Annotated in this window: 19 protein-coding genes, 15 tRNA genes and 2 rRNA genes; 34 read left to right on the top strand and 2 right to left on the bottom strand. The window is 46.8% G+C overall.

From position 1 onward, the window contains the following. Window positions 1–5: 5 nt before the first annotated feature. The 15 genes from MKY01_RS27040 to MKY01_RS26970 all read left to right on the top strand — a co-directional run bounded on the left by MKY01_RS27040 (window position 6) and on the right by MKY01_RS26970 (window position 12,531). Window positions 6–638 carry an MBL fold metallo-hydrolase gene (locus MKY01_RS27040; protein WP_036607016.1) on the top strand — a complete coding sequence of 211 codons (633 nt, stop codon included), beginning with the start codon at window positions 6–8 and terminating at the stop codon, window positions 636–638. 552 nt (window positions 639–1,190) lie between these two features. Further along, window positions 1,191–1,436, top strand: a complete 246-nt coding sequence (locus MKY01_RS27035) for a hypothetical protein (RefSeq protein ID WP_127551797.1) — start codon at window positions 1,191–1,193, stop codon at window positions 1,434–1,436. 103 nt (window positions 1,437–1,539) lie between these two features. Continuing rightward, window positions 1,540–2,070, top strand: coding sequence for an RNA polymerase sigma factor SigY (gene sigY, locus MKY01_RS27030; protein WP_076328914.1), 531 nt, complete (start codon window positions 1,540–1,542; stop codon window positions 2,068–2,070). Between the two features lie 2 nt (window positions 2,071–2,072). Next, the gene (locus tag MKY01_RS27025) at window positions 2,073–2,408 is read left to right on the top strand and encodes a YxlC family protein (RefSeq protein WP_076328915.1); all 336 of its coding nucleotides are present in this window, start codon (window positions 2,073–2,075) and stop codon (window positions 2,406–2,408) included. After that, on the top strand, window positions 2,401–2,631 hold the full coding sequence (locus MKY01_RS27020) for a sigmaY antisigma factor component (protein WP_282320228.1): 231 nt from the start codon (window positions 2,401–2,403) through the stop codon (window positions 2,629–2,631). Before MKY01_RS27025 ends, MKY01_RS27020 begins: the two co-directional genes overlap by 8 nt. A gap of 131 nt (window positions 2,632–2,762) precedes the next feature. Beyond that, window positions 2,763–3,146, top strand: a complete 384-nt coding sequence (locus MKY01_RS27015; protein ID WP_024631336.1) for a hypothetical protein — start codon at window positions 2,763–2,765, stop codon at window positions 3,144–3,146. Window positions 3,147–3,351: 205 nt separating this feature from the next. Then, window positions 3,352–3,639 carry an Asp-tRNA(Asn)/Glu-tRNA(Gln) amidotransferase subunit GatC gene (gatC, locus tag MKY01_RS27010; protein WP_036607033.1) on the top strand — a complete coding sequence of 96 codons (288 nt, stop codon included), beginning with the start codon at window positions 3,352–3,354 and terminating at the stop codon, window positions 3,637–3,639. Window positions 3,640–3,666: 27 nt separating this feature from the next. Then, complete coding sequence (gene gatA, locus MKY01_RS27005; RefSeq protein ID WP_036667997.1) at window positions 3,667–5,124, top strand: Asp-tRNA(Asn)/Glu-tRNA(Gln) amidotransferase subunit GatA; 1,458 nt, start codon at window positions 3,667–3,669, stop codon at window positions 5,122–5,124. 26 nt (window positions 5,125–5,150) lie between these two features. Continuing rightward, window positions 5,151–6,590: an Asp-tRNA(Asn)/Glu-tRNA(Gln) amidotransferase subunit GatB gene (gene gatB, locus MKY01_RS27000; protein ID WP_017692300.1), complete on the top strand. Its 1,440-nt coding sequence runs from the start codon at window positions 5,151–5,153 to the stop codon at window positions 6,588–6,590. A 96-nt stretch (window positions 6,591–6,686) separates the two neighbouring features. Then, window positions 6,687–7,151 (top strand): GNAT family N-acetyltransferase, encoded by a 465-nt coding sequence (locus tag MKY01_RS26995; RefSeq protein ID WP_074096432.1) that lies wholly within the window; start codon window positions 6,687–6,689, stop codon window positions 7,149–7,151. 32 nt (window positions 7,152–7,183) lie between these two features. After that, entirely contained in the window at window positions 7,184–7,894 is a 711-nt protein-coding gene (locus tag MKY01_RS26990; RefSeq protein ID WP_017692302.1) for an MgtC/SapB family protein, read from the top strand. 146 nt (window positions 7,895–8,040) lie between these two features. After that, the gene (locus MKY01_RS26985; protein ID WP_036667995.1) at window positions 8,041–8,634 is read left to right on the top strand and encodes a hypothetical protein; all 594 of its coding nucleotides are present in this window, start codon (window positions 8,041–8,043) and stop codon (window positions 8,632–8,634) included. A 26-nt stretch (window positions 8,635–8,660) separates the two neighbouring features. After that, window positions 8,661–10,070, top strand: coding sequence for a DUF4097 family beta strand repeat-containing protein (locus MKY01_RS26980; protein WP_282320230.1), 1,410 nt, complete (start codon window positions 8,661–8,663; stop codon window positions 10,068–10,070). Window positions 10,071–10,237: 167 nt separating this feature from the next. After that, window positions 10,238–10,660: a peroxide-responsive transcriptional repressor PerR gene (gene perR, locus MKY01_RS26975; RefSeq protein ID WP_026081471.1), complete on the top strand. Its 423-nt coding sequence runs from the start codon at window positions 10,238–10,240 to the stop codon at window positions 10,658–10,660. Between the two features lie 140 nt (window positions 10,661–10,800). Continuing rightward, window positions 10,801–12,531: a glycosyl hydrolase family 18 protein gene (locus MKY01_RS26970; RefSeq protein WP_339284272.1), complete on the top strand. Its 1,731-nt coding sequence runs from the start codon at window positions 10,801–10,803 to the stop codon at window positions 12,529–12,531. Between the two features lie 264 nt (window positions 12,532–12,795). Here MKY01_RS26970 and MKY01_RS26965 read toward each other — a convergent pair whose 3' ends face one another. Continuing rightward, the gene (locus MKY01_RS26965; RefSeq protein WP_017692307.1) at window positions 12,796–13,176 is read right to left on the bottom strand and encodes a DUF2614 family zinc ribbon-containing protein; all 381 of its coding nucleotides are present in this window, start codon (window positions 13,174–13,176) and stop codon (window positions 12,796–12,798) included. Window positions 13,177–13,298: 122 nt separating this feature from the next. Here MKY01_RS26965 and MKY01_RS26960 point away from each other — a divergent pair, with 122 nt between their 5' ends. From MKY01_RS26960 to MKY01_RS26870, 19 genes are all read left to right on the top strand, one after another. Next, a complete protein-coding gene (locus tag MKY01_RS26960; RefSeq protein ID WP_036667991.1) occupies window positions 13,299–14,177 on the top strand; it encodes a nucleotidyltransferase-like protein in 879 nt (292 codons plus the stop codon). Between the two features lie 456 nt (window positions 14,178–14,633). Next, window positions 14,634–16,186, top strand: a 16S ribosomal RNA gene (locus MKY01_RS26955). A 309-nt stretch (window positions 16,187–16,495) separates the two neighbouring features. Then, window positions 16,496–19,424, top strand: a 23S ribosomal RNA gene (locus MKY01_RS26950). The 16S and 23S rRNA genes sit together here with 15 tRNA genes alongside, the layout of an rRNA operon. A gap of 66 nt (window positions 19,425–19,490) precedes the next feature. Continuing rightward, window positions 19,491–19,566 (top strand) — tRNA-Asn (locus MKY01_RS26945). Between the two features lie 3 nt (window positions 19,567–19,569). Next, window positions 19,570–19,661 (top strand) — tRNA-Ser (locus tag MKY01_RS26940). Between the two features lie 9 nt (window positions 19,662–19,670). Beyond that, window positions 19,671–19,742: transfer RNA gene (locus MKY01_RS26935), tRNA-Glu, on the top strand. 67 nt (window positions 19,743–19,809) lie between these two features. After that, window positions 19,810–19,885 (top strand) — tRNA-Val (locus MKY01_RS26930). Window positions 19,886–19,902: 17 nt separating this feature from the next. Then, window positions 19,903–19,976 (top strand) — tRNA-Met (locus tag MKY01_RS26925). Between the two features lie 27 nt (window positions 19,977–20,003). Then, window positions 20,004–20,081 (top strand) — tRNA-Asp (locus MKY01_RS26920). 95 nt (window positions 20,082–20,176) lie between these two features. Beyond that, window positions 20,177–20,252, top strand: a tRNA-Phe gene (locus tag MKY01_RS26915). Window positions 20,253–20,272: 20 nt separating this feature from the next. Further along, window positions 20,273–20,348 (top strand) — tRNA-Thr (locus tag MKY01_RS26910). Between the two features lie 9 nt (window positions 20,349–20,357). Beyond that, window positions 20,358–20,443: transfer RNA gene (locus MKY01_RS26905), tRNA-Tyr, on the top strand. A 6-nt stretch (window positions 20,444–20,449) separates the two neighbouring features. Further along, window positions 20,450–20,523: transfer RNA gene (locus tag MKY01_RS26900), tRNA-Trp, on the top strand. Window positions 20,524–20,552: 29 nt separating this feature from the next. Further along, window positions 20,553–20,625: transfer RNA gene (locus MKY01_RS26895), tRNA-His, on the top strand. Window positions 20,626–20,647: 22 nt separating this feature from the next. After that, a tRNA-Gln gene (locus MKY01_RS26890) sits at window positions 20,648–20,722 on the top strand. Window positions 20,723–20,726: 4 nt separating this feature from the next. Further along, window positions 20,727–20,801 (top strand) — tRNA-Gly (locus MKY01_RS26885). A gap of 6 nt (window positions 20,802–20,807) precedes the next feature. After that, window positions 20,808–20,881 (top strand) — tRNA-Cys (locus tag MKY01_RS26880). Window positions 20,882–20,887: 6 nt separating this feature from the next. After that, a tRNA-Leu gene (locus MKY01_RS26875) sits at window positions 20,888–20,966 on the top strand. Between the two features lie 183 nt (window positions 20,967–21,149). Continuing rightward, window positions 21,150–22,076 carry a class I SAM-dependent methyltransferase gene (locus MKY01_RS26870; RefSeq protein ID WP_127548115.1) on the top strand — a complete coding sequence of 309 codons (927 nt, stop codon included), beginning with the start codon at window positions 21,150–21,152 and terminating at the stop codon, window positions 22,074–22,076. Window positions 22,077–22,306: 230 nt separating this feature from the next. Here the strand turns inward: MKY01_RS26870 and MKY01_RS26865 are convergent, their stop codons facing one another. Further along, the gene (locus MKY01_RS26865) at window positions 22,307–24,700 is read right to left on the bottom strand and encodes a helix-turn-helix domain-containing protein (protein ID WP_339284270.1); all 2,394 of its coding nucleotides are present in this window, start codon (window positions 24,698–24,700) and stop codon (window positions 22,307–22,309) included. Window positions 24,701–25,049 lie beyond the last annotated feature (349 nt).

Here is a 25,049-nt window from a genome sequence, read left to right as displayed (position 1 = left end):
CCGATATGCTTAACATTCGTACGTTTACACTAGGCCCGCTTCAGACCAACGCGTATCTTTTACAAGGAGATGATCCGGGCAAAGCCGTCATTATCGATCCAGGCATGAATCCAGGGCCGCTGCTTAAGGCGATCCAAGACTTGGAGATCGAAGCCATTCTCCTCACTCATGCTCACTTTGATCATATGGGTGGGGTAGATGAGATCCGTAAATTGAAGGGATGTCCCGTTTATCTTCATGACTTGGAGAGTGACTGGCTGACCACCCCGAAATTAAATGGATCTTTGAATTGGCCACAGGCGACACCACCGCTTTCGACAGATCCTGCTGAATATGCCATGGACGAAGGGCAGAAGCTGAATCTGATTGGTCATACGTTTAAAGTGTTCCATACACCTGGACATTCACCAGGCAGTGTAAGTTTGCTTTGTGATAACGACCTGTTTGCCGGTGATGTGCTGTTCCGCATGGGTGTGGGCAGAACGGACCTGACAGGAGGGCGTGAACGGGATCTGATTGATTCAATCCAGAACAAGCTTTACACCTTTGCTGATGAAGTGAAAGTATATCCAGGTCATGGTCCCAAAACGACCATTGGTTATGAGAAACAGAACAATCCTTACGTGTCCGCAAGATAATCCGACATGATATGTGAAGAAAGTCTGGACAAGTGACAACTTTTTCATTAGAATAGCAATTAGTTGTTACAAGCGTTAAGGCATCATCTAACTGAAGCATTACCAAGAAACACCCAACCTCGCGAAGCACGCAGACTGTGGTCTATACCCGGTTTGCGTTCTTTTTTTGTTTTCAGCCCCTTTTTATCACAGAATTAGCCTTTTTTACGCTACATAGAGATGCAAGATGCGCTTCATCACAAGCCAGTTTTAGACCAATAGCAAGTACAGATTGATTTAGAAATGATGAGTTTAAGAAAAATAGTATATAAGTTGAACTAATCATTTACACAATAACGGAGAGGGCAGAAAAAACCTGTAAAAGCGAAGCTACAAGCTTTCTGCAAGAAAGCAACTTCGAAAGCATAAGCTATCACCGGATTTCCCCTTTAAGAAAAGGGAATCAAAAAATCTGGGGATAACAGCGATTGGAAGGTTATTCCGTCATCGTAGTGTCAGTGTAAATAATCTTTAGTTCAACTTATATAGATCATGAGAGTGGGGAATATCAAAGTGGAGAAAACAAGAGTTATTCCGTTGAATCAGCGTGTCGAGTATCCGATCATTGAAGAAAACCGTCGCATATTGGAAAGTGGGAAAAGAGAAACAGGTACTGAGCGAGCTTTAATACATAACCCTAGCGTGACCAATGAAGTGGTTAAGTCTCAGCAGAATATATGGGCAAGCCGTGTTTTAAGAAACGGAGCCCGCAACCAACCGTGGTTCGACAAGCTGCAAGATTACCGGAATCAAGTCTGATTGCCCGGGAAATTGTCGGGTTTAAATTTTTTTTTGATTTCATTGAACGTTTTTGCAGAGCCTGTCGTATTAACTCCAGATTGAACGGGAAGCAGGTGATTTCATGATAAAGGTAGCTGAGCTTGAAGAGGTACGCAGAGCAGTATCGGGAGACGATAGCGCACTCGCAGCGTTGTTGCAACGTCACTACACGTTTGTGTATAAGTATCTTGTGAAAGTGACAATGGACGCTAACCTCGCAGAAGAGACGGTGCAAGATACGATGATTCGTTGTATGGAAAATATCCATCGATATGATGGCACGTCTGCCTTTTCATCATGGATGATCACCATTGCGACCCGCATCTATATCGATAAGACAAGACGTAAGAAGAGAGAACAGAACTGGCTTGCTCTCATTCGGGATCAGGCTGTACGTCGATTCCGCTGGCAGCTTGAGACTCGGAATGAAGAATGGACAGATGTCATGGATGCGATGACAAGACTGACACCCGAACATCGTGTTGCAGTGTTACTGAAGCATTATTATGGATACGGATATGACGAGATCGGGGAAATGCTGGGTATTCCTGCGGGAACGGTGAAGTCACGCACAGCTTATGGTCTCCGTCAGTTAAGAAAGGAGCTGGAATAAGGATGAGCAGATCAGATGATGCACAAGAACAAGAAGTTGTAGAACGATTGCAGCAACACATGAAAGTGCTCGATGATGCATTTGAGCCGACAAGTATTCCTTCTTTGGGTGCACTTGAAGCCCAAGTCAGGGAACGGAGACAGATTAGACGTCGAGCCAATTGGATCGAGATGATATGTTTCTGGTTGGTTGGATTGCTTGCCATAACCTTTGGGGCATTATTTTTTGTATCTGCTCCAGCTCTTTATCTGGGAATCCAGGCTCTTGGTACAGCTGTTGCGGTGATTTTGGCTGTGATTTGGGCCGGACGGCGCCGGAAGGAGGTTCATCATGAATAAAATACATTATTCATTGGATGAGATTTCTCCACTGTGGCTGGCATTGCTTGGCATTTTCCTTCTGGTTCAGGGCACATGGATCTTTCAGGACGCACGCAGACGTGGACGTTTCCCTTGGTTATGGGGATTATGGGGCATCACAGGATTTCCCACGCCGCTCATAATATATTGGTTTGTCGTGATTCGATCACAGCGCAAGCCAGGTGCACGTAATCGGAAATAACATCATTTTAAAAATGGAAAAAAGATTTTGCACAAATATGTTGTTTAATTCTAGTATTCCTAGACATCGTTATTCTTTTCTAGTAGACTATACAAATAAATATTAATGATAGACTACCAGGAGGTTAGACGATGCTGCGATTAGGAGAGAAGGTTGTCATCGTCGCGGATGCGTTTGAGCAGAATCTTCCTGTGGGGGAATATGGTTTCATCATCGCTTATGACCGGAATCCGGACAATGCGTTCGATTACGTGCTTCGAGTGCCGCAGGTAAACCGGAACTTTTTTGTTCCATCCGGCGACGTCGATCTGGAAGAGGTTCTGCTGAAGCAGGAAGCTGAGCGGGTCGAGCGAGAAGCGTTGATAGATTACGCCCTTGCGACACACAATGAGAAGCTGTTTCATCATCTGATGAACGGAGATTTTCAAGCTGTGGAAGAGGAAGAGGAAACCGCGAACGATGTTATGTCACAGGCGGATTTTATAAAGCAGGTTAATCTGCGTGCATGGATTTAGAATTTTAAGAGTCGGCTGATGCCGGCTCTTTTTTATTTTATAAGTTTGATTTTAGCTTCCCGGAAGCCTGTCAGGTCATTTGCATTGAATTGTCGAACTATCTCACCTATAATGAAAAAAGTTATCTTGAGACTTTAGCCCGTTAAACGAGCGATTCGTTTCAGATCGTTTCGGGAATCAGAACGAATGAAGGAGGCATCCGCTAATGAGTATTTCGAATAATGACGTTCAGCATGTGGCCAAGCTGGCCCGGCTCAACTTGACTGCTGAAGAAGAACAGACCCTGACAGGTCAGCTGAACGCGATTTTAAAATATGCAGAAAAGCTGAATGAGCTGGATACGGAAGACATCGAGCCCACCACTCACGTTCTGCACGTAAGCAATGTTATGCGTGAAGATGAGACCAAAGAAAGCCTGTCGATTGAACAGGTGATGCGCAATGCACCGGAAGAAGAAGACGGGCAGTTTAAAGTGCCTGCAGTAATGGAATAACGGATAACCGGAAGGAGGACAAAAACTGTGAGTTTATTTGAACAATCGTTGCCTGAGTTACATAACAAGCTGCATGCCAAAGAGCTGTCGGTCAGTGATTTGGTGGATCAGGCGTATCAGAACATTGGCGCGCATGACGATAAAGTTAAGGCATATTTGGCACTGGATGAAGAACAAGCACGCGCTCGTGCACGTCAACTGGATGACCGTCTGGTTAGTGGCGAGGAGAAAGGTTTGCTTTTTGGTCTGCCTGTAGGCATTAAGGATAACATCGTTACGAACGGACTGCGCACGACGTGTGGTAGCCAATTCCTTCGTAATTTCGACCCGGTGTATGACGCGACAGTTGTCGAGAAATTGAAAGCTGCGGACACCGTAACTATTGGTAAACTCAACATGGACGAATTTGCCATGGGCGGCTCCAATGAGAATTCAAGTTTCTCCCCTGTACGTAATCCATGGGCACTTGATCGTGTTCCAGGAGGTTCCAGCGGTGGTTCTGCAGCAGCTGTGGCTGCGGGAGAAGCGTACTTCACACTTGGATCAGATACAGGTGGCTCCATCAGACAGCCTGCTTCGTATTGCGGTGTTGTTGGATTGAAGCCGACGTACGGACTTGTTTCCCGCTTTGGATTGGTTGCATTTGCATCATCCCTGGATCAGATTGGTCCTTTGACGAAAAATGTTGAAGATTCTGCTTATGTATTGCAAGCCATTGCTGGTTATGACGCCAAAGATTCGACATCTGCAAAAGTAGAAATCCCGGATTATTTGAGCGGACTGACAGGTGATGTCAAAGGGCTTCGCATTGCCGTTCCGAAGGAATACATCGGTGAAGGCGTAGATCCACAAGTGAAAGAGACAGTTTTGTCTGCATTGAAAGTTCTTGAAGGGCTCGGGGCAACATGGGAAGAAGTATCCCTTCCGCATACCGAATATGCGGTGGCTACGTATTACCTGCTGGCATCTTCAGAGGCTTCTTCCAACTTGGCTCGATTTGATGGTGTACGTTATGGCGTGCGTGCTGACAATCCGGATAACTTGCTGGATCTGTACCATCAGTCCCGCAGTCAAGGTTTTGGTCCGGAAGTGAAACGACGTATCATGCTCGGAACGTATGCACTCAGCTCGGGTTACTATGATGCCTATTATCTGAAAGCACAGAAGGTACGTACATTGATCAAACAGGATTTCGACAATGTATTTGCCAAATATGATGTGATTATCGGACCAACTGCGCCAACTACGGCGTTCAAACTGGGTTCACAGGTGGATGATCCACTTACGATGTATCTGAACGATATTTTGACTATTCCGGTTAACCTTGCTGGTGTACCTGCTGTTAGCATTCCATGTGGATTCTCGGATGGATTGCCTGTTGGCCTGCAGATTATCGGTAAAGCCTTTGATGAAACAACCGTATTGCGTGTAGCGCATGCGTTTGAACAAAATACAGAATTCCACAAGCAGCGTCCGCAGCTGTAGACTGCCCGGAACGGAGGAATATAGAAATGTCCGCATCTAAATATGAAACGGTCGTTGGACTTGAAGTCCACGTGGAGTTGCATACCAACTCCAAAATTTTCTGTGGCTGCTCCACAGCTTTTGGAGCTCCGCCGAATACGCATACCTGCCCGGTCTGTCTCGGACATCCGGGTGTACTGCCTGTATTGAATCGTCAGGCGGTAGACTACGCCATGAAGGCAGCGATGGCCCTGAATTGTACGATTGCTGATGTCAGCAAGTTTGACCGTAAAAACTACTTTTACCCCGATTCACCAAAGGCCTACCAGATCTCGCAATTCGATCAACCGATTGGTGAGAACGGCTGGATTGATATTGAAGTAAATGGTGAAACGAAACGAATCGGCATCACGCGTCTTCACTTGGAGGAAGATGCAGGGAAGCTTACACATATTGATGGCGGATACGCTTCTTTGGTGGACTTTAACCGTGTCGGTACTCCACTTGTGGAGATTGTATCCGAACCTGAGATTTCTTCTCCGGAAGAGGCACGTGCGTATCTTGAAAAAATGCGTGCAATCATGCAGTACTGTGATGTGTCGGACGTGAAGATGGAAGAAGGATCACTGCGTTGTGACGCCAACATCAGTTTGCGTCCACATGGACAGGAGAAGCTGGGAACAAGAGCCGAGCTGAAGAACATGAACTCCTTCCGTGGTGTTCAGCGTGGTCTGGAATATGAACAATACCGTCAGGCTGAGATTCTGGATGATGGCGGTGAAGTGGTTCAGGAGACGCGTCGCTGGGACGAAGCTCAAGGGAAAACACTGTCGATGCGTGGTAAGGAACAGGCGCATGACTATCGTTATTTCCCGGACCCGGATCTGGTGAAGCTGCATATCGATGAAGCCTGGAAAGAGCGGATCAGAGCTACCATACCTGAGCTTCCAGACGAGCGTAAGGCTCGTTACACGGCTGATTACGGATTACCTAGTTATGATGCAGAGGTTATTACTTCATCCAAGGCTATAGCTGATCTTTTCGAAGATAGCTTGAAATTCACTCAGGATGCGAAGTCCGTATCCAACTGGATCATGGGCGACTTGCTGGGTTACTTGAATACGAGCAACCTTGAAGTGACTCAAGTTCCACTGACAGGTCAAGGTTTGGGTGAAATGATCGGACTGCTGGAAAAGGGCACTATTAACAGCAAAATCGCCAAAACGGTATTCAAGGAAATGCTGGAGAGCGGCAAGCTTCCACAGCAGATCGTTGAAGAGAAGGGTCTTGTGCAGATTAGTGATGAAGGCGCCATTCTTGCCATCGTTGAGCAGGTTGTAGCGAATAATCCTCAATCCGTGGAAGACTATAAAGCTGGTAAACAAAAAGCCATTGGCTTCCTTGTTGGTCAGGTTATGAAAGAAAGTAAAGGCAAGGCGAATCCCGCTCTAGCCAACCAACTGCTTGCAGATGTACTGAACCGCTAATCCTTCCGGTGAGGCCGGACAGAAAGAGGCTCGTCCCTGTGACAGCCTCTTTTTGGTATTGATAGATACAAATGTATTTCGGACGGGGGAACGGATATGAACATTCAACCATTGTCACTGAGTGATCTGGAGACGTTGGGACAGTTATGGAGACTACAACATGTAGCTTATCGATTGGAAGCTGAAATCATCGGATTTCAGGAGATTCCTCCTTTGATGGATACGATGGAGACACTTCGGGATTGTGGAGAGAGTTTTTATGGTTGTATCCATGATGACGGAGATCTTATCGGGGCTGTCGCTGTAGCGGAGGAAGAGGAGAACACACTGACCATTACACGAATGATGGTGCACCCGGATCACTTTCGCAAGGGAATTGCGGCATCTTTGATGACGTATGTGTTGGAACAGCATGCGGATCTTCCGCGTTATATCGTCTCCACAGGAACGCTGAATCAACCCGCAGTGAATCTGTACACCAAATTTGGTTTTACGCCTGTGGAAGTCACACAGATTGCACCTGGAGTGGAATTAACGACTTTTCACAAGAATAAACTTTAATAATATTAACAACTTGAGGAGGAATACCGACTTTGGGCGATCCCTGGTTCATTGATGAGTGGCACATTTTATTACGATTATTGCTGGCTATGCTGCTTGGAGGGCTCGTAGGCCTGGAGCGGGAACGGTCCAATCATGCTGCCGGTTTGCGTACCCATATCCTGGTATGTCTTGGCTCTGCACTGATCATGATGTTATCTGTTTATGGCTTTAAAGATTTTGCTAATGAATTAAATGTAAGGATTGATCCAGCGCGTTTGGCTACTGCTGTAATTACTGGTGTCGGATTCCTGGGAGCAGGGACAATTCTCTTCACGGGAAAATCCATTACCGGACTGACTACAGCTGCTTCAATCTGGGTTGTTGCAGCCATTGGGCTCGCAGCAGGTGCGGGATTCTTTTTTGCCTCTATCGTATCCACCGTTCTGGTATTGCTTAATCTCTGGGTATTTAACAAATTAGAGCTAAGGTATCTACGAGGGAACAAACTGCATGTTGTTACACTTCATACCTTGTCAGAACCCGGTTTTCTCGAACAACTGTCTTCATGTATGGAGCAGGAGAAGATCAAAATTCGTAAAATTACCGTGAATGAACAAGACTTGGCCTACGCAGAGATGGTGTCGGTTGAACGTAAAATTGAGATTGTGTTACATGTCCAGGTACCGCATGATTTCCAAACGGTAGGCTTGGTATCCAAGTTAAGACAATGGGAACACGTTACCAAGGTGTCGATCGAATAATGAATTACAACCCTCCCCAGGCCAGTAGTGCCGGAGGGTTTTTGGTCATATCCATATTTCTTCCAGTTACTCTCCTTGCTCTTTAGGGTACTATCTAACCAAATGCATGAAGAGCGGAAGGTCAGATCAGAAGAGAGGAGTATGTTATGAAACGGAGACGTCAATTGAACCAAAAGACTCGTACAGTTCAGACCAAACCGGTCAGAAATAGGACTCACAAGTTTATTGCGGGATTACTGAGTGCCATTATTCCTGGTCTGGGTCATATTTATCTGAGATTGTACATGAGGGGTTTGACCTTTATGCTGCTTGTTTTGCTTGATCTGTCAGCAGTGTTGTACTTCTCATCTATTGGTATACAGATCAATGTGCCATTGCTCATCTTGCTGGCTTTGTGTATTCCGGTTATTTACTTTTACAATGTATATGATGTGTTGCAATCTGCAGATTGGGTCATGATGCGCAGACGTAGAGCAGTAACCCAGGCAACTTCGGACAAGCCGATAACCAATGAACGTTCTACACGAGATGCAATGATGGTCTGGGAGAGAGGCATATCGTTTGGATTACTTCTGATTGTGGGCGGATCTTTGATGGTACTTTTTTTCCGCAAACCACGTTGGTTTCAAGAGCTTCTCGCCATGTACGGCGGATATTCATTTGCGGTTCTCATGATCGTAGGCGGTTTGCTTCTGTTTGGTCGTGAGTTCTGGGTGATGTTGAACAAGAAAAAAATGTAGTGGAAACAATACAAGGAGGGAACGTGATGAACCGTAAAGTCCGGGTTGGCCGCTATACGGCTGCCGCCTTAATCATAGCGGTCGGTGTGCTGTTGATTTTGGATAAACGGTGGGGAACGGACTATGTATATGAGATGGTGGACTGGTGGCCATTTTTGCTCGTTGTTTTGGGTGTTGAATATATTGTGCTGTTCCTGTGGACACGCAGAAGAAACAAGGTGCAATCGGATAACCCGAGCAATCCTGATGAGCAAATCAAAGTACGTTTTAGACCCGATGCCAAAGGCATTCTAACCTCACTGATTTTGGCAGCTTCCGTATTTATCGTCACCGAGCAGGATCATTACATGCACTTATGGAATAGAGTGAGTCTAAATCTCGGAGCGGCATCCATGGACTACAGTCAAGCGGCAGGATATATGGAGGATAAGGGCACGATTCGTGTACCTGTTCGCATGGATACGTCAGACCTAGTGGTTGAAGGTGTCAACGGAGATATCTCGGTACAACGCGGAGATACGGATGAGATTGAAGTACGGACGGTGATCTGGGTAGATCAGACGACGGAAGTACAGGCAAAGGCCGTTGCAGCAGCCTCTTTTGTAGAGGCCGATGGTACAAAAGTAATTTATATCAAAGCTACAGGCAAGACGTATGGAGACAATGAAAAAACGCAGCCGCGTATGAATCTTACCATAACGATCCCGGATGATCGTCGTTTTAATCTGGATATTCGAACTTCCAATGGAGCCATATTATTAAATCGTCCGGAAGCCATTAGTACCATACTGGCCGAAACGGGTAACGGACGTATCCGGATTACCAATGCTGTTGGAGATATCTCCGGGAAAACGTTGAACGGAGATGTCATTGTAGCCAACGCCATAGGTAATGTCGATCTGGACAGTAACCGTGGAGATATGAAGGCTCGCGGTATTTCCGGCGATGTAGATCTTGCTACACAAGTGGGAAGTATCAGTATTGCGGACTCCGTTGGTGAATTCATCGCAGAGACACGCAACGGCAATATTACGCTGGATGGAGCCAATCTGGGAATCAAAGCCCAATCGCTTAATGGCAGTATTAACATCGTATCTACCAAAGTCGGAGGGGACTGGGATGTGTACAGTGCGGTGGGAGCCATTAACGTATTACTTCCTGATCGTGGAGACTACAGTCTTGCGGGTTCCAGCAGTTATGGAGATCTAAGTACGGATCTGCCGTTCAAAGTACAGAATAAAACCATAGAAGGCCAGCTCGGTGAGGGCGAGTACAGGGTGAAAATTGAAGGCAACAGTGATCTCACCATTCAGAGTAACCCGGCTGTATCTACGCCTGAAACAGTTACACCTGATTCTGAAGATACGGCTGAGAATCTGGAACAGACAACCGAAGACGGAGCAAATTCCCAGGAGGATTCTACAGAGATTCCTTGACTGCCGCGTTGACAATAAACTTGTAATCGCCGTACAATAAATGTACACTGGCAAGATTACACGGCATGAAAGATGGATTGTCGTTCTTAATGGCCGGGAATCAACTCTGAGCGAGGAGACGGTAACTTACTCTTCACCAGAGAATGAAAGGTAAGGCGGTGGGTTTTATGGCAACACGTGTCCAACATGCGTTGGAGCATCTGAAAACGACCGGTGTCCGTATTACACCCCAGCGTCATGCCATATTGAACTATCTGATGGAATCCATGGGGCATCCGACAGCCGATGAAATTTACCGAGCCCTTGAACCCCAATTTCCCAGTATGAGCGTGGCAACGGTATATAATAATTTGAAGATGTTTCTGGAAGCTGGCATGGTCCGGGAATTGACATACGGAGATAATTCAAGTCGCTTCGATGCCAATGTGACGGATCATTATCATGTTATCTGTGATCAATGCGGCAAGATTGAAGACTTCAGCTATCCTTCACTCAAAAGTGTAGAGCTTCAGGCGGAGTCTAGTACAGGATTCGAAGTACACGGTCACCGATTGGAAGTATATGGCGTTTGCAAAAGTTGCAGGGATTAAGAGAGTTGAATTACAATATTAACGTGCAGAATTCAGTATGGATTCTTCACGTTTTTTTTTAGCATTTATGCAAAATGCTCATCTTTATAACAACTTATGCGCACATCCTTATGATCAGCATAATTAACGGAGGTAGACGTTTGGGTAGAAAAAGCAGATATACACGTCAGAAGCGACGTTCATTTTGGCCCGGTTTTCTCGGGGCTTGTCTGATCGCCGGGGGGGCTTACTGGCTTATAACAAATGTATGGTTGAACCAGACCCATGAAGACCCCGACTGGGTAGGAAGAAGCCAGCCTATTTTTGTAGATGGGCAACTGATGGATGGAGACGCTCTGGGTACAGGAGATCAACTTAAGTTGCCTGTAGATGTGCTGCAAGAAGCGATTGATGCAGGCATACGTTATGAATCAGAATCGGGAGATATCATTATTGCCTCTCCTCAGCGAGTCCTTCATATGAAAGATGGAAGCACACAAGCAGAACTTAATCACAAAGATTATCCTATGACAGTTAAGCCTGAGGTTAAGGGCGGAGAAGCCTATATTCCGCTCAAACCTTTGAAAGAAGTATATGGCATAACCGTACAGGAAGATTCAGTAACAGGTGCTGTGCTGCTGATGCGTGGTGGAGACATGATACAGTATGCAGAGATCGATACGTTATCATCCAAAGCCGACAAAACGGTGCCGTTATATAAACGTGGTGGAGAATCCTCACCAATCATTGCCGACATGGAAAAGGATGCACGGGTACGTGTATGGCAGACGGGTGATAAACAGAGTTTTGTTCAACTCGATAATGGATATGCCGGATATGTAGATAATGATTATATTGTCCTCACCGAGAAAAAGAAGGTGGACTTGCCCAAGTATACGCTGACTGCAGCAGAGAAGAAGTGGCAGAATAAACCGGTAAATCTGGTTTGGGAAGCCGTGTACAATCGTCAGCCTGATGTGGGCTCTATCGGTAAAATGCCAGGTGTGAATGTGGTCAGCCCCACATGGTTTCATATTACGGATGGACAGGGCACTGTGAAAAGCAAGGGAAACCAAGCTTATGTGAACTGGGCTCACCGTTCGGGTATGGAAGTATGGGGACTCATGGATAACAGCTTTGATCCGGACGTTACAAAAGAAGCTGTAGCTTCTTACGAGACACGCACTCATATTATTGAGCAGATGTTAGAGTATGCACAGACGTATCAACTGGATGGTATCAACATCGATTTTGAGAACGTGTATACCGATGACGGGCCGAATATTACGCAGTTTGTGCGCGAGATCAAGGCGATGGCTCGTATACATGGATTGATGTTATCAATTGATGTAACACCAAAATCAAACAGTGAGATGTGGTCTGCCTTTCTGGATCGCCGTGCATTAGGTTCTTTTGCAGACTATGTTATTGTGATGGCTTATGATGAACATTGGGCGGCCAGTCCCAAGGCAGGTTCGGTAGCATCTCTGCCTTGGACCGAGGCTTCCATGAGACGCATACTTGAGGAGGATGAAGTCCCTTCTAACAAGTTGATCATGGCGGTTCCGCTCTATACCCGGATATGGACGGAAGAGACGAATGATCAGGGTGAGGTTAAAGTGTCTTCCAAAGCGGTGGGCATGAATGCCATTGTGGAGCTGATTCAAGAGAAGAAACTCAAACCTGAACTGGATCAGGCAAGTGGACAGAACTATGTGGAATATAAGGAAGACGGAGCTACCAAGAAAATATGGATCGAAGATGCCGTGTCCCTTCAGGCGCGTGTGGATTTGGTTGCTTCGCTGAAGCTGGGCGGAGTAGCAGCATGGAATCGAAGTTTTGCTAATGCTTCTGCATGGGAGGCATTGAAGCAGGCCGGATACCAGAAATAATTTACTCGAACTCAGAGTGTCTGCTTGCTCCAATTTATTTTCACTAAGTTCAAATTTTCTCATTGGATACCATCATACGTACAGTCTAGCGTTTTATTGGTCGTAGAACTTATAACTTAACTTCATATTTTAGCTATCGATAACAGCAATAAGGGCTCACTTATAAGCCAAGTCCAAAAAGGTCCGGTAAACATACCGGACCTTTTTTTTGTTCTTCAATGAAATTAAGGTAAAAGACATTTAACGGTTGGAGACCATTTTGTGCTAACCATCGGTGGGGGGAGCTTGTGTAGAAGGCGCTTTCAGTTGTTGACTGGTCATGTTGGCTTTATTAGGGTCCAGGGTGAGGATGGTATGACAGAACATACAACGATCCGTTTTGCCAAGCATTTTGGTTAACTTCCCGCATTCCGGACAGTCGACTTGTACTGCACTGGTGGAGAGCATACCCGCCCAGAAATAAATGGCTAGACTGGCCATCATGGCAATCAGGCCGATGACGAGTCCTACAGCTGCGAAGACCTTGCCTGCATGTCCCCAAAAAACAATCCCGGCTGTTCCCAGTATCATTAGGCCCATACCTAGCATGGTCAGTAGTAATCCCCAAGTGCGAAAAGCATTAATTTTTGCTGATTTAAAAATCATGAAAAATGCTCCTATCGTATGAGTAGTATTGGACCTGGAAAAGAAGGAAACTTCAGTCTGGATGTAGAATTACATTATAACTGACTTGGCGCTTATCTGCCATGAAATGTATGGAGGGAATCGTGGAATTAAAGAACCTTGCTTTTTTGTCCGAACAGTCGGAAGAGACAGGGGCAGTTGGGGCTATCGCTTATTCCCACCCGGGAGAGCGATTCCACGGCTCCCTAATTCAAGATTTCGAATTATTAGTACTTGTTGTTCATAATGATGATCAATTGAAGTCGACGGTCGGACATTACAGATATGGTGATCTTCGTTATCAGATGATCTATGCGAGCCGTCATGAATTAAAGAGTAGTGTAGTAACCGGGAATCATAATAATCTCACCCAGTGTCTGATTGAAGGTGAGATTATCTGGGAAGCGGACAGCGCCTTAAGTGATTTGCGAGAAGAACTGTCTACCTTTGGGGCAGAATTGCGTGAGCAGAAGCTGCTTCATGAATTCACCAGTTTCTTGAGAATGTATGTGGAGGCCAAACGTCATATTCAGGAAGGTCATGTTGTAGACGCCTACTACAATGTATTAGAGGCTCTGGGGAACTGGGCAAGAATTGTATTGATTGAACAGGGGATATACCCGGATCATGCCGTCTGGACACATGTGCAGAATCTGGATCGCGCTTTATGGAAACTTTATCAAGAGCTTACCGTAAGCTCGGAGACGCTGGAGCAGCGAGTAGAGCTTGTCCTGCTTGCCTGTGAGTTTTCAGTAATGTCCAAAATGAGTGAATGCTCAGAACTGCTGTTGCGTGTGTTAAGAAGTCGCAAGGAGCCGTGGAGCATGAATGAACTTGTTCATCATCCACAGTTAAGATTTGTTCGAGAAGATCTGCCTTTGGTAATACGTAAGCTGGTCTTTCGTTCTATTGTAAAAGAATCGGCAGGATGGCCATCAATCGGAGGAGAGGGTCGGGAAATTCGGTATTGGATTGAGGCATAACCTTCTCCAGAGGCCTGACATTATATTGATCACATAAGGGAGGGGAAACCTTCCTTTTTTGTTTGTCTAATAATTTATAAAAAGATGTTGACTCTCATTCACGATATATGATACATTATATTTCGTTCCTCAAACGAGATTATCGCCAACAAACGATAAATTCTTCAGAGGAAAAGTGAAGAACTAAAGCTTCAAAAAAGAAATTAAAAAAAGTTCTTGACGAAAACAAACGAAATGTGTTACATTATTTAAGTCGCCGCCGAAACTTGGTTGAGACGAAAAAAAGTAAAACAAATCGTGTTTGATCTTTGAAAACTGAACAACGAGTGAGTAAACATTCTGCTTGCAGAATGAACGCGAAAGTTTGAGACAAGCCTTGGCTTGAATCGGCTGGAGCACAAATGAGATTTTTAATCTCGTCAGATTCAAAATGAGCTTATCGCTCTTTTCAATACTTTATTGGAGAGTTTGATCCTGGCTCAGGACGAACGCTGGCGGCATGCCTAATACATGCAAGTCGAGCGGACTTGAAGAGAAGCTTGCTTCTCTGATGGTTAGCGGCGGACGGGTGAGTAACACGTAGGCAACCTGCCCTCAAGTTTGGGACAACTACCGGAAACGGTAGCTAATACCGAATAATTGTTTTCTTCGCCTGAAGAGAACTGGAAAGACGGAGCAATCTGTCACTTGGGGATGGGCCTGCGGCGCATTAGCTAGTTGGTGAGGTAACGGCTCACCAAGGCGACGATGCGTAGCCGACCTGAGAGGGTGATCGGCCACACTGGGACTGAGACACGGCCCAGACTCCTACGGGAGGCAGCAGTAGGGAATCTTCCGCAATGGGCGAAAGCCTGACGGAGCAATGCCGCGTGAGTGATGAAGGTTTTCGGATCGTAAAGCTCTGTTGCCAGGGAAGAACGCTTGGGAGAGTAACTGCTCTCAAGGTGACGGTACCTGAGAAGAAAGCCCCGGCTAACTACGTGCCAGCAGCCGCGGTAATACGTAGGGGGCAAGCGTTGTCCGGAATTATTGGGCGTAAAGCGCGCGCAGGCGGTCATTTAAGTCTGGTGTTTAATCCCGGGGCTCAACCCCGGATCGCACTGGAAACTGGGTGACTTGAGTGCAGAAGAGGAGAGTGGAATTCCACGTGTAGCGGTGAAATGCGTAGATATGTGGAGGAACACCAGTGGCGAAGGCGACTCTCTGGGCTGTAACTGACGCTGAGGCGCGAAAGCGTGGGGAGCAAACAGGATTAGATACCCTGGTAGTCCACGCCGTAAACGATGAGTGCTAGGTGTTAGGGGTTTCGATACCCTTGGTGCCGAAGTTAACACATTAAGCACTCCGCCTGGGGAGTACGGTCGCAAGACTGAAACTCAAAGGAATTGACGGGGACCCGCACAAGCAGTGGAGTATGTGGTTTAATTCGAAGCAACGCGAAGAACCTTACCAGGTCTTGACATCCCTCTGATCGATGCAGAGATGTATCTTTCCTTCGGGACAGAGGAGACAGGTGGTGCATGGTTGTCGTCAGCTCGTGTCGTGAGATGTTGGGTTAAGTCCCGCAACGAGCGCAACCCTTATATTTAGTTGCCAGCACTTCGGGTGGGCACTCTAGATAGACTGCCGGTGACAAACCGGAGGAAGGTGGGGATGACGTCAAATCATCATGCCCCTTATGACCTGGGCTACACACGTACTACAATGGCCGGTACAACGGGCTGCGAAATCGCGAGATGGAGCCAATCCCAACAAAGCCGGTCTCAGTTCGGATTGCAGGCTGCAACTCGCCTGCATGAAGTCGGAATTGCTAGTAATCGCGGATCAGCATGCCGCGGTGAATACGTTCCCGGGTCTTGTACACACCGCCCGTCACACCACGAGAGTTTATAACACCCGAAGTCGGTGGGGTAACCGCAAGGAGCCAGCCGCCGAAGGTGGGATAGATGATTGGGGTGAAGTCGTAACAAGGTAGCCGTATCGGAAGGTGCGGCTGGATCACCTCCTTTCTATGGAGAATCGTTTCCTGCAACGGAAACATTCAAATATGCAGCTTAGCTACAAAACACTCACTCGTTGTTCGGTTTTGAGAGCTCAAACTCTCAAACAGCTTGCTTTTGCATGGAGCTTGTTCTTTGAAAACTAGATATCGAAACGAAACAAACGCGAATTAGAACATTCCTTTAAGCTGAACTTGTGCAAACAAGTCAAGTGTATAAAGGTAGTTAAATTGCTTTTGTGAGGGTATCGGGTGAGAGCGACTTTTGGCTTTGCGCAAGCAAAACAAGGGAAGCGAGCGACCGAAACCGGAACAAAATGGTTAAGCTACTAAGAGCACACGGAGGATGCCTAGGCGCTAGGAGCCGATGAAGGACGTGGCGAACAACGAAACTGCCTCGGGGAGCTGTAAGCAAGCTTTGATCCGGGGGTGTCCGAATGGGGAAACCCAGCTGGGGTAATTTCCAGTTACTCATAACTGAATACATAGGTTATGCAGAGGCATACCAGGGGAACTGAAACATCTAAGTACCCTGAGGAAGAGAAAACAATAGTGATTCCGTCAGTAGCGGCGAGCGAACGCGGAGAAGCCCAAACCAAAGAGCTTGCTCTTTGGGGTTGTGGGACGTCTCACATGGAGTTACAAAGGAACCGGTTAAGCGAAGAGGTCTGGAAAGGCCCGCCAAAGAAGGTAAAAGCCCTGTAGTTGAAAGTCTGTTCCCTCCGAGACGGATCCCGAGTAGTGCGGGGCACGTGAAACCCCGTATGAATCCGGCAGGACCATCTGCCAAGGCTAAATACTTCCTAGCGACCGATAGTGAAGCAGTACCGTGAGGGAAAGGTGAAAAGCACCCCGGAAGGGGAGTGAAATAGAACCTGAAACCGTGTGCTTACAAAAAGTCAGAGCCCGTTTTAGGGGTGATGGCGTGCCTTTTGTAGAATGAACCGGCGAGTTACGTTCCCGTGCAAGGTTAAGGTGAAGAGCCGGAGCCGCAGCGAAAGCGAGTCTGAATAGGGCGACTGAGTACGTGGACGTAGACCCGAAACCGGGTGATCTACCCCTGTCCAGGGTGAAGGTGCGGTAACACGCACTGGAGGCCCGAACCCACGCATGTTGAAAAATGCGGGGATGAGGTGGGGGTAGCGGAGAAATTCCAATCGAACTCGGAGATAGCTGGTTCTCCCCGAAATAGCTTTAGGGCTAGCCTCGGAAAACAGAGTCGTGGAGGTAGAGCACTGATTGGGTGCGGGGCCCGCAAGGGTTACCAAGCTCAGTCAAACTCCGAATGCCATAGACTTACTTCCGGGAGTCAGACAGTGAGTGCTAAGATCCATTGTCAAAAGGGAAACAGCCCAGACCATCAGCTAAGGTCCCCAAGTGTGTGTTAAGTGGGAAAGGATGTGGAGTTGCACAGACAACCAGGATGTTGGCTTAGAAGCAGCCATCATTGAAAGAGTGCGTAATAGCTCACTGGTCGAGTGACTCTGCGCCGAAAATGTAACGGGGCTAAACACACCACCGAAGCTATGGCTTGATGCTTTGCATCAGGGGTAGGGGAGCGTTGTATAAGGGTTGAAGGTGTACCGTAAGGAGCGCTGGACATTATACAAGTGAGAATGCCGGTATGAGTAACGAAAAGATCAGTGAGAATCTGATCCGCCGAAAGCCTAAGGGTTCCTGAGGAAGGCTCGTCCGCTCAGGGTAAGTCGGGACCTAAGGCGAGGCCGAAAGGCGTAGTCGAAGGACAACAGGTCGAAATTCCTGTACCACCGTAAGCCGTTATGAGCAATGGGGGGACGCAGTAGGGTAGTGACGCGGACTGATGGATGTCCGTCTAAGCAGTGAGGCTGATGTGTAGGCAAATCCGCACATCATTAAGGCTGAGCTGTGATGGGGAGCGAAAATTATAGTAGCGAAGGTCATGATCTCACACTGCCAAGAAAAGCCTCTAGCCAGGTGATGGTGCCCGTACCGCAAACCGACACAGGTAGGCGAGAAGAGTATTCTAAGGCGCGCGGAAGAACTCTCGTTAAGGAACTCGGCAAAATGACCCCGTAACTTCGGGAGAAGGGGTGCCCCGGTAGTGTGAATAGCACGAGGGGGCCGCAGTGAAAAGGCCCAAGCGACTGTTTAGCAAAAACACAGGTCTGTGCGAAGCCGTAAGGCGAAGTATACGGGCTGACGCCTGCCCGGTGCTGGAAGGTTAAGGGGAGTGGTTAGGGAGCAATCCCGAAGCTGTGAACCGAAGCCCCAGTAAACGGCGGCCGTAACTATAACGGTCCTAAGGTAGCGAAATTCCTTGTCAGGTAAATTCTGACCCGCACGAATGGCGTAACGACTTGGGCGCTGTCTCAACGAGAGATCCGGTGAAATTTTAATACCTGTGAAGATGCAGGTTACCCGCGACAAGACGGAAAGACCCCATGGAGCTTTACTGCAGCTTGATATTGAATTTGGGTACGATCTGTACAGGATAGGTGGGAGCCTTTGAAGTGTGAGCGCCAGCTTGCATGGAGGCAACGTTGGGATACCACCCTGATCGTATCTAGGTTCTAACCTGGTACCGTAATCCGGTGCGGGGACAGTGTCAGGTGGGCAGTTTGACTGGGGCGGTCGCCTCCTAAAGAGTAACGGAGGCGCCCAAAGGTTCCCTCAGAATGGTTGGAAATCATTCGAAGAGTGCAAAGGCATAAGGGAGCTTGACTGCGAGACCTACAAGTCGAGCAGGGACGAAAGTCGGGCTTAGTGATCCGGTGGTACCGCATGGAAGGGCCATCGCTCAACGGATAAAAGCTACCCTGGGGATAACAGGCTTATCTCCCCCAAGAGTCCACATCGACGGGGAGGTTTGGCACCTCGATGTCGGCTCATCGCATCCTGGGGCTGAAGTAGGTCCCAAGGGTTGGGCTGTTCGCCCATTAAAGCGGTACGCGAGCTGGGTTCAGAACGTCGTGAGACAGTTCGGTCCCTATCTGTCGTGGGCGTAGGAAATTTGAGAGGAGCTGTCCTTAGTACGAGAGGACCGGGATGGACGTACCGCTGGTGTACCAGTTGTTCCGCCAGGAGCACCGCTGGGTAGCTATGTACGGACGGGATAAACGCTGAAAGCATCTAAGCGTGAAGCCCCCCTCAAGATGAGATTTCCCAGTATGTAAGACCCCTTGAAGACGACGAGGTAGATAGGCTGGGGGTGGAAGTGCAGCAATGCATGGAGCTGACCAGTACTAATCGGTCGAGGGCTTATCCAATAGCAAGTTGTAATTCGCGTGTTTCGTTTCGAATCTAGTTTTCAGAGAACGATCTCTGAAGCATATTCCCTGATAGCTCAGTTGGTAGAGCACTCGACTGTTAATCGAGTTGTCACAGGTTCGAGCCCTGTTCGGGGAGCCATATGGAGAGGTGTCCGAGCTGGCCGAAGGAGCACGATTGGAAATCGTGTAGGCGTCACAAGCGTCTCGAGGGTTCGAATCCCTCTCTCTCCGCCATAATATTAAGGCCCGTTGGTCAAGGGGTTAAGACACCTCCCTTTCACGGAGGTAACAGGGGTTCGAATCCCCTACGGGTCATAATAACTTCAAAAAAAGAAGTTGATTTTTACAACAAGATTATGGTATGATCATAAATGTGTTGTTCGGAGGCTTAGCTCAGCTGGGAGAGCATCTGCCTTACAAGCAGAGGGTCGGGGGTTCGATCCCCTCAGCCTCCACCATATAAACTTTATAATGACGCGGGGTGGAGCAGCCCGGTAGCTCGTCGGGCTCATAACCCGAAGGCCGCAGGTTCAAATCCTGCCCCCGCAATTATACTTTCCTTTGAGAAAGTGATCTGGAACCGTGGTGTAGTTGGCCTAACATGCCTGCCTGTCACGCAGGAGATCGCGGGTTCGAATCCCGTCGGTTCCGCCATTTAATCTTTACATGAGGCAAACTGTTCACTACATCTGCTGTATGGCACTGATGCCCTATATAAAGTGTAAGGAATTAAGATTAGACTTTATTATGGCTCGGTAGCTCAGTCGGTAGAGCAGAGGACTGAAAATCCTCGTGTCGGCGGTTCGATTCCGTCCCGAGCCACCATTTTTAAAATAATTTAATATGCCGGTGTAGCTCAACTGGTAGAGCAACTGACTTGTAATCAGTAGGTTGGGGGTTCAAGTCCTCTCGCCGGCACCATGTAATCCTGGAGGATTAGCGAAGTGGCCAAACGCATCAGACTGTAAATCTGCTCCCGTACGGGTTCGGTGGTTCGAATCCATCATCCTCCACCAGTTTTTAGGGGCATAGTTTAAAGGTAGAACAACGGTCTCCAAAACCGTTGGTGTGGGTTCAATTCCTGCTGCCCCTGCCAATTAACTTTTTAGAAATTAACCTTTTATGGCGGTCGTGGCGAAGTGGTTAACGCACCGGTTTGTGGATCCGGCATTCGGGGGTTCAATTCCCCTCGATCGCCCCTTTGTTTTTTCATTTTTTATTGGGGATTAGCCAAGCGGTAAGGCAACGGACTTTGACTCCGTCATGCATAGGTTCAAATCCTATATCCCCAGCCATTATGCGGACGTGGCTCAGCGGTAGAGCATCGCCTTGCCAAGGCGAGGGTCGCGGGTTCGATTCCCGTCGTCCGCTCCAAAATATGGCGCCATAGCCAAGTGGTAAGGCACAGCTCTGCAAAAGCTTTATCCCCAGTTCGAATCTGGGTGGCGCCTCCAGCATATGCCGGCGTGGCGGAATGGCAGACGCGCTCGACTCAAAATCGAGTGGGAAACCGTGGAGGTTCGAGTCCTCTCGCCGGTATATTGAATAGCCCTACATGTTGCTTATGCAATGTGTAGGGCTATTTTTATTTTATATGAAACGATTTATGTGCAGTAAGAAAATCTAGAGTAAGAGAAGATGGACGTTAATAAAGATTGACGTATGATTATATTGAGTATATTGTAGATAAGTAAAGTCTTTAATATGGAGGAGTGAAGTAGAGTGACTAATGGAAAAAATGTATCGGATACCGATCTGTTATTTGATCTTTCTGTATGGGAAGAGGCATGGAAGAATCGTCCGAGAAGTTCAAAATATAAGAAGAAAAGCGTCCCCTCTAATATAGAAGAAGCTTTTGAGCGATGGGCCAGGGATTATCATGCACAGTCGTTCACTGAAGAAGGAAAGCAGCGTTCTGAACGCATTATGGGCTGGATTGAAAACCAGGGTGTGGAATTCGCAGGGTTATCCATTTTGGACATTGGAGCAGCCTCAGGCATATTTACCATTCCTTTTGCGGAAAAGGGGGCAAGTGTGACCGCAGTTGAGCCTTCTGAGTTGCTTGTCTCCCTTATGAAAGAGACGATACCTCCAGCTCTGGAATCCAAAATCGAAATCGTAAACGAACGATATGAAGAAATCTCCATTAAGGATAAAGGCTGGGAGAAGAAATATGACTTTGCATTTGCATCCATGTGTCCGGCGATGTCGGATTGGGAAACGATTGAGCAGGCGATCAATTGTGCCCGGAAGTATGTGTATATAAGTACTATGGCGGGACATAAGGAACACACACTAATGGATGAACTTAAGGATGTACTGGGTGTAACTTCTTCACACCAGGTCGGTGATATGGGGTATATCCAACAGTTGCTGTATTTGAAGGGCTATTCTTATACGATGATCATTACGAGAGAAGTTAACTCATTTGAAGTACCGGTGGAAGAGACTATCGAGAAGCTGCCAGAATGGCTTAATACGTATGAGTTACCATCGGATGAAGATTCTCTCAGACTGGCTGAAGAGTACATTCTGGATACGTACAAGGATAGTACGGTGACCTTCTCACGTGGAGGAAGATTTGGTAAGATTCTAATTCAACTTGAACAGCCCAATATGAAAACAGTTCGCACTAAGGATAAGCGATAAATCGCATAAGCGTGGCACGTGTACTGATAATCAGGAATTGAGACTGAGACAATGTAGTCTAACGTCTAAGATAACACTAGGAAGCATCACAACGCTGTGCCAAAAGATGAACGGTTGAAACATATGAAGTTAAGATTGCAGAAGTGAAGGTGTAAGTGAAGGGAGCAGTTTATGTGCTCCCTCTTTTTTGAAGCCACTAATTCATCGACCGCTTTGAACCAAACCCTCGTTTATTTAGAGATGTTCGATACTTCTGCTTTCTGCTTACGCTCCCGATACTGGCCGGGGGTGATTCCTTCCCATTTACGGAATGACCGGATAAAGTTTTGCGGATTGTTGTACCGAAGTCGTGCTGCGATATCTTTAACGGTTAGATCACTTTCGTCCAGCCATTTTTTAGCGATGTTAAATCGGTACTTGGTCAGATATTCACTAAATGCACAGCCTGTCTCTTTGCGGAAAACACTACTTAAGTAGTTGGCATTGTAGTGAAGCTTCAAGGCACATTCCTCAAGCGTCAGATCCTTATCATAATCTTGATGAATCATGGCAATCATTTTCTCAGATATATGCTGATACTGGGCATATTGTCTCGCTTTAAAAACCTGAATGACGGGCAAGATGACTTGATATTTAAACCAATCCTCAACTTCAGCAGCGTACTGCAAACTATGAAGTTCATGAAACATCGAACCACGACCTTGGGAGATCTGTCCGAGTCGTATGCCGGATTCCTGAGTCATTTGCAAAATATGCGTGAGTAGCCTCGTAAGAGCCACCTCATACTCCTCCGGTGTAACCTCCATACCAAAGATCACTTCCAGCAGTTGTTTCAGAAGAGCAGAGGCCTGGACTTCGTCCGCACTTTGAATAGCTTGGATCAACGAATATTCCAATGATTCCGGGTAGGTCATGGACCAAGTGGGAGTGTGATGATCTATGTTCTCATATTGAAAAATAATGCCTGTTCCCAGCTTCATCCGATGCCTCAGTGCTTCCAAGGCTTCTGTGTAAGCTTGAGGGATGTGATGTAGAGAGCTGTGCGACTGGCTGAACCCTATACTGACTTGAAGAGCCAGAATCTTATCCATCTGTTGTTGTAACTGGTCTGTTAATACATATAGCTGCTGTGAAAAAATAAACTGATCCTGTTCAACGGTCCCAATCACCGTGACTACCGTATGTTCCAGCACAATGGGAAGCAATTGTTGGTTATGCACAACCGTTTCCTCCAATATATTTTGAATAGCGAATAATAAGAGATCACGATCACTAGCTCTATATTTTGTATGATTAACGAGATCGGCCTGTAGTGTAATAACAGCAATTTGTTGCCATTCCCGAACCTGATGCGTGTAGCCATATTCATTCAGGGCGTCATGAAGAGTATGAACAGGGATCTTACCCTGGAACAGATTCATCATAAAATGATTGCGAATCTGCAATAGATGCACATTAAGTGTGTTCTCTAATTGGGAGTGAGAGGCAGATAATTGTGAGACCCCTGCTCTGATCTGTTCGAACTCATCAGAAAATGGTGGTGATTGCTGAGCTACCGTGTTTCCTTCTTTGGACAGGTGGTTGTCACCAAGTTGGGTTAAAAGTTTACGAATCGGGACATGCATTCGCTTGGAGCCGAGCCAGGCGAGTAATAATGAAAGTAAAAGTAAGCAGATACTGATATACAAGGTGTGTAATCCGATATCGATATATTCTTGTGTCAGAATATTGGTAGGTGAGATTAGCACATAAGTCCATCCCTTTAAGGTAGAAGGGCTATACGTCAGGGAATAATGTGTATCGGCGATCTTAACTTCCCGTTTTTCAAAGCCTGTTGAAAATGTGATGGGTGATAGTTTGGTTATGTTGGCTTCCGTATCCCGATCCTGTAATCCAATGGCAGACAACGGTTGTCCAATGTATACAGGATCGGGATGGACCAAGATACGTTGTTCCCGATTCAAAATGATCAGTCCTGAGGTAGCATTGCCTAAGGAGGCTTCTCCTAGTGTATTTTGCAAAGAGCATGCAGGGATTCCGGCAATCAGGGCAGCATCGGAAGATGTATTCAGATTCGGAATAGATCTCGCAAGGGCAATATGATAGATACAGCCTGTACCTGGTGAACGCTCATCATTACTGAACACCGATGAAGGGGAGAGTTGCCATCCAGAGGTTAGCGTATCCGATATCAATTCCTTCATGGGAAGAGCCAGTGGGAAATCCGTATTACGGTATAATCCGGCATGGTCAATAAGCCAATTCTGAGATTGGTTCACCAACGTGATATCCAGCAAAGGTTCCCATGACCTCATATTCTGAAATTCGCTCTGTAGTTTGTCGGCAAGTAATGGTCCATTCCCTTCTATTGAAGAAGAAGCAGACAGGGAACGGAGGGTTACCGGAGAGCGAACGGCCTGATCAAGCATATAACTGACTGTAGCAAGTTTGTGCTCTACGTTGGATTGCATTTGTTCCAGCAACTGTCTGTTGGCCTGCATACGATGCAGCTCTGTTTGGTTTGATGAATAGATAAATGCGGCAATTCCCGTTAACAAAATGGGCAGGGTGCTTAACAGGATTCCGAAGATGATCATTTTATGGAGATAGCTGATTGGTCGCACAGTTTCAGTTCCACCCCTGACATTAGAAATAGTAACACTTTCTATTTTAGTAAACGCTTACATATAGAACAATCTAAATTTTGTTTATTTGGATAAATAAGTAATTTTACAAGAGAGTATAGAAGTAGAGATAAGGGATTGCTGATAGATGATTTTGCAGAAAAGGTTAGAGAAACGGCTTGGAATGACTATCCAATACGGAATCATGAGAAACGAAATTGCAGTGTGAACGTAAATAGAGACATGGACATCATTCTCTCTACAGGTCGATATCGGCTAAAGTGTAGCCTGAATACGGGTAATAGAAGGTATCTGGAGTGCTATTCAGCTTAGGTGGAACGTTGGTCTT

Origin of the sequence: Paenibacillus sp. FSL R5-0486 (assembly GCF_037975155.1) — a bacterium.
Lineage (GTDB): Bacteria > Bacillota > Bacilli > Paenibacillales > Paenibacillaceae > Paenibacillus > Paenibacillus amylolyticus.
The sequence above is the reverse complement of the archived record's forward strand: the minus strand, read 5'-3'. Positions and strand labels throughout refer to the sequence as shown.